Here is a 4192-nt window from a genome sequence, read left to right on the forward strand (position 1 = left end):
TGGAACACGACGAACCCGCCGCCGGGCGCAGCGGCCTGGCGGGTAGTGAGGTGTCCGATCGCTTCCATGCCCGAAGCATCTCAGGAGGCTCTGACAAAATAGCCGACCCACTGATCTGGAACGCACATGCGATCTGGGCCTGACGTGAGCTACAACATCACGTTCCTACCGGCGGCCCTTCAGCAACTGCGCACGCTCCCTCCGAGGGCCGCCGCCGGGTCCAAGCAGCCATCGAGTTGCTGGCCGAGACTCCGCGCCCACCCGGCGCCAAGAAGCTGGCAGGGCGGGTCGAGTGGCGCGTCCGAACGGGAGATTATCGGGTGCTCTACCGGATCGACGACGGCCGACTCGTCATCGTCGTCCAAAGTGCTTGATCTGGTTTCACGCGACGGAAAATGCCCCACGACACGCGAATTCGCGCGTCGTGGGGCATTTTCTGTGTCGCAGGATCGAATGCGAGCCGAGAGCAAAAGCCCTACATATGCACGTGCAGCCGCCGCGCCGCTTCCGAGATGGAACCGGTCAGCGATGGGTACACCGTGAAGGTGCTTGCGAGGTCGTCGACGTGCAGTTTCTGCTTCACGGCAACGGCGATCGGATAGATGAGCTCGGAGGCGTTCGGACCGATGACGACGCCACCGATCACGGTGCCCGAGCCCTTGCGCGCAATGATCTTCACGAAGCCGTCCTTGGTGTTGCGCATCTTGGCGCGGGCATTGCTCAGCAGGGACAGCATGACCACATCACCCTGGTACTTGCCCGATTCGAGGTCGGCCTCGGAGACGCCCACAGAGGCGATTTCGGGTGAAGTGAAGATGTTGGAAGCCACTTGGTGGAGCTTGATCGGCATGACGGCGTCGCCCAGGAAGTGCGCAACAGCGATGCGGCCCTGCATGGCAGCGACCGAGGCGAGGGCCAGGATTCCGGTGCAGTCACCGGCGGCGTAGATGTTCGGCGCGGTGGTGCGGGAGACGCCGTCGACCTTGATGTGGCCGGACTCAGTGACAGCCACGCCCGCCTCTTCGAGTCCGATTCCGGCCGTGTTGGGGATGGAGCCAACACAGACGAGGCAGTGGCTGCCCGAGACGGTGGTGCCGTCGCCAAGCGTCACCTTAACACCGCCGTCGGTCCTTTCAACGGCCTCCGCGCGTGAGCGGGACAAGACGCGTACGCCGCGGCGCTTGAAGACACCTTCAAGGACCTGGGCCGCGTCTGTGTCCGAGCCGGGCAGGACCTGGTCGCGGCTCGAAATCAGGGTGACGTTCGAGCCAAGGCCGTTGTAGGCCGAAGCGAATTCGGCGCCGGTGACGCCGGAACCGACGACGATCAGGTCTTCCGGAAGTTCCTCGAGGTTGTAGATCTGTGCCCAGTTCAGGATGCGCTCACCGTCGGGCTTTGCCGTGGGCAGTTCGCGGGGGTGGGCGCCGACGGCGAGAAGAATGGCATCGGCGGTAATTGTCTTGACACCCTCCGAGGTAATGACCTCGATGGTGTGGTTGTCCAGGAGTTTTCCGGAGCCCATCAGGATCTCCACGCCAAGGTGCTCAAGGCCCACCCGGATGTCGTCCGACTGCTCCCGCGCGAGGTGCAGGACACGGTCGTTGATGTGGCCCAGGTCCGCGCGCATGCCCGGCGCCACATCGCTGCCGTCGACGGCGAACTTGACTCCCAGCTCCCCCGCCTCGCCGACGCGCGTCATGAGATCCGCCGTCGCGATCAGGGTTTTGGAGGGTACGACGTCGGTGAGGACGGCTGAGCCGCCGAGTCCGGCGCGCTCGATGAGGGTTACCCTCGCTCCCAAGTGCGCAGCCACCATGGCCGCTTCATATCCGCCTGGACCTCCGCCCAGGATCGCGATTCGTGGTGAGCTGAAGTCAGGATGCATGGTCACAATGTTCCATTCTCACTTAATGCGGGCGGACCTGCCACTAAGCCCCACCTGAGAACGCCTGTAGAGGCCGCTTACCTGCCCAACTCCGCCCTGTTCAACAGCGCGCGCGGCACTGTAGTTTGTACCAGTGAGTAACACAGAGCTGATGAATACAGACCCCTTCGAGGCCGCCAAAGCTGCGGCCGACTACATCGCGGCCGAGACCGGCGTCGAATCCCACGACGTCGCACTCGTACTCGGCTCAGGCTGGGGCGCCGCTGCGGATCTCATAGGCGAAACAACGGCGACCCTCACGGCGTCGGAAGTTCCCGGCTTCCACGCTCCTGCCGTTGAGGGGCATGTGGGCACCATCCGCTCGGTCCTGACCAAGGAAGGCAAGCGGGCCCTCGTTCTCGGCGCGCGTACCCACTACTACGAAGCAAAGGCGTCCGCGCTGTAGTCCACGGCGTACGCACAGCCGCGGCAGCCGGATGCCAGACCCTGGTGGTGACCAACGGCTGCGGTGGCCTGAACGAAGCCTGGACCCCCGGCACACCCGTGCTGATCAGCGACCACATCAACCTGACGGCGGCTTCTCCCCTTGAAGGCGCCACGTTCGTGGACCTCACGGACCTGTACTCCTCGCGCATCCGCGGACTGGCCCGCGAAGTGGATCCGACGCTCGACGAAGGCGTCTACGCCCAGTTCACCGGCCCGCACTACGAAACTCCGGCCGAGGTCCAATACGCCAAGCGAATCGGCGCGGACTTGGTGGGCATGTCCACCGCTCTGGAAGCCATCGCCGCCCGGCACGCAGGCATGGAGGTCTTCGGCATCTCCCTCGTGACCAACCTCGCCGCAGGCATCAGCCCGGTACCGCTCAGCCACCAGGAAGTCATCGAGGCGGGCCAGACGGCGGGCGCACGCATTTCGCGCCTCCTGGCGGACATCATCGCCAAGCTTTGATCGAATAGCCGGGAGCCCAGGCTCCCGGCTATTCCGGAGTTCGTAGCGCAGTAGAATTTGAGTGATTCTCCGCCCTAAGCGCTCGAACCGGAAGGACCGCCGATCATGACATCCGCGCCTTTCCGGTTCTTGCGGACCAGCCTGGTCGGCTCGATCATTCTTGGATTGGCCGCGGGTGGGCACCTTGCCGGCGGCGGAAACCTTCCGGCACCAGGCATTTTGACGGCGCTCTGTGCCCTGACAATCCTCCCTGTCGCCATCCTGACGCGCGCCCGGCTTTCGCTTCCCGTCGTCGCAGGGCTGCTGGGAGCCGGACAGCTCTGCCTTCACTGGGCATTCTGCGCCCTGTCCGGAACGTCCACCGCGGCATCTTTGCAGTCCGGGCATGCAGGACATGTTCCCTCGGCGTCAACCCCGGAAACCGTAAGCGCCATCGCCTCAGCCCACGCTGGCGCCAGCGACTGGCACATGCTCGGGGCGCACTTAGTCGCAACCCTGGGCACGGCCCTGGTCCTCGCGCGCGGCGAACAAGCATTGTGGGCACTGGCAGCGTGGCTGCGGCCGCTGGTCCAACTGCCTGCTCCAACAGCGATTCAGCCACTCCGAACCTCTGCTCCGTGCCCGACCCCGGTTGTGCATCCACGCAGCCTTCCCGGCCTTCGGCTTCCTTCCCTGCGCGGCCCGCCAGCCCTGATGCCCGCCGTCTGAGACTCTCCCTTTCACATATAGCCAGGGACAGGCGGCACCTCGCTGCCTTCACCGGTCCGGACCTCCGTCCGCCCCGGTCCCCAAACCGCATTTCCTTTGTGAAAGGGCATCATTGCCATGAAGACCTCCTCCCGCCGTACCCTCAAAACCGCCTGCGCCGCGACGATGGCCGCCGGGCTGCTCGCCTTCGGCATCTCCGCAGCGTCCGCACACGTCAACGTCAATCCCGACGACCCCGCAGCAGGCGGCTACACCCACCTGACCTTCAACGTTCCCAACGAGTCCCCGACGGCCAAGACCAACAAGCTCGAAGTATCACTCCCCACGGATACGCCCTTCAACTCTGTGTCCGTGAAGCCGGTCGAGGGCTGGACGGCCGAGCTCGTCACCACCACCCTGCCAAAACCCGTCACGGTTGGAGGGGCAACGGTGACCAAGGCGGTCAGTTCGGTCGTCTGGACCGCGGACGCCGCACACCAGATCGGGCAGAACGAATACCAGGCGTTCTCGATCTCGGTGGGTGTACTCCCCGACGCCGGCACCACCGTGACGCTGCCAGCCACACAGAGCTACACCGACGGCACGGTGGTGAAGTGGGACGAGAAGACCGTTGAGGGGCAGCCTGAACCGGAGCACCCGGCTCCCTCG

The 4192-nt window shown here is 64.9% G+C and carries 4 protein-coding genes and 1 pseudogene; 4 read left to right on the forward strand and 1 reads right to left on the reverse strand.

Features of this window, described 5'->3' with window-relative positions; genetic code table 11:
* The first annotated feature begins 236 nt into the window (after positions 1–236).
* Positions 237–374, forward strand: a complete 138-nt coding sequence (locus AHiyo1_RS27850) for a type II toxin-antitoxin system RelE family toxin (RefSeq protein ID WP_340639288.1) — start codon at positions 237–239, stop codon at positions 372–374.
* Between the two features lie 101 nt (positions 375–475).
* Here the strand turns inward: AHiyo1_RS27850 and AHiyo1_RS05770 are convergent, their stop codons facing one another.
* Positions 476–1891: an NAD(P)H-quinone dehydrogenase gene (locus tag AHiyo1_RS05770; protein ID WP_059387905.1), complete on the reverse strand. Its 1416-nt coding sequence runs from the start codon at positions 1889–1891 to the stop codon at positions 476–478.
* A gap of 145 nt (positions 1892–2036) precedes the next feature.
* On the opposite strand from AHiyo1_RS05770, the pseudogene AHiyo1_RS05775 reads away from it, so the two are divergent.
* The 3 genes and pseudogenes from AHiyo1_RS05775 to AHiyo1_RS05785 all read left to right on the forward strand — a co-directional run.
* Positions 2037–2836 (forward strand): annotated as a pseudogene (locus AHiyo1_RS05775) (purine-nucleoside phosphorylase).
* A 105-nt stretch (positions 2837–2941) separates the two neighbouring features.
* Positions 2942–3544: a hypothetical protein gene (locus AHiyo1_RS05780; RefSeq protein ID WP_059387906.1), complete on the forward strand. Its 603-nt coding sequence runs from the start codon at positions 2942–2944 to the stop codon at positions 3542–3544.
* 117 nt (positions 3545–3661) lie between these two features.
* Positions 3662–4192: YcnI family copper-binding membrane protein (locus AHiyo1_RS05785; protein WP_059387907.1), on the forward strand; the 531-nt coding region annotated here is incomplete at its 3' end.

The sequence above is a fragment of the Arthrobacter sp. Hiyo1 genome, assembly GCF_001263615.2.
Lineage (GTDB): Bacteria > Actinomycetota > Actinomycetes > Actinomycetales > Micrococcaceae > Arthrobacter.

What these genes read in the sequence shown, in the direction of transcription:
- AHiyo1_RS05780 (WP_059387906.1), top strand. Translation starts at nt 2,942, where the DNA reads ATGACATCCGCGCCTTTCCGGTTCTTGCGGACCAGCCTGGTCGGCTCG.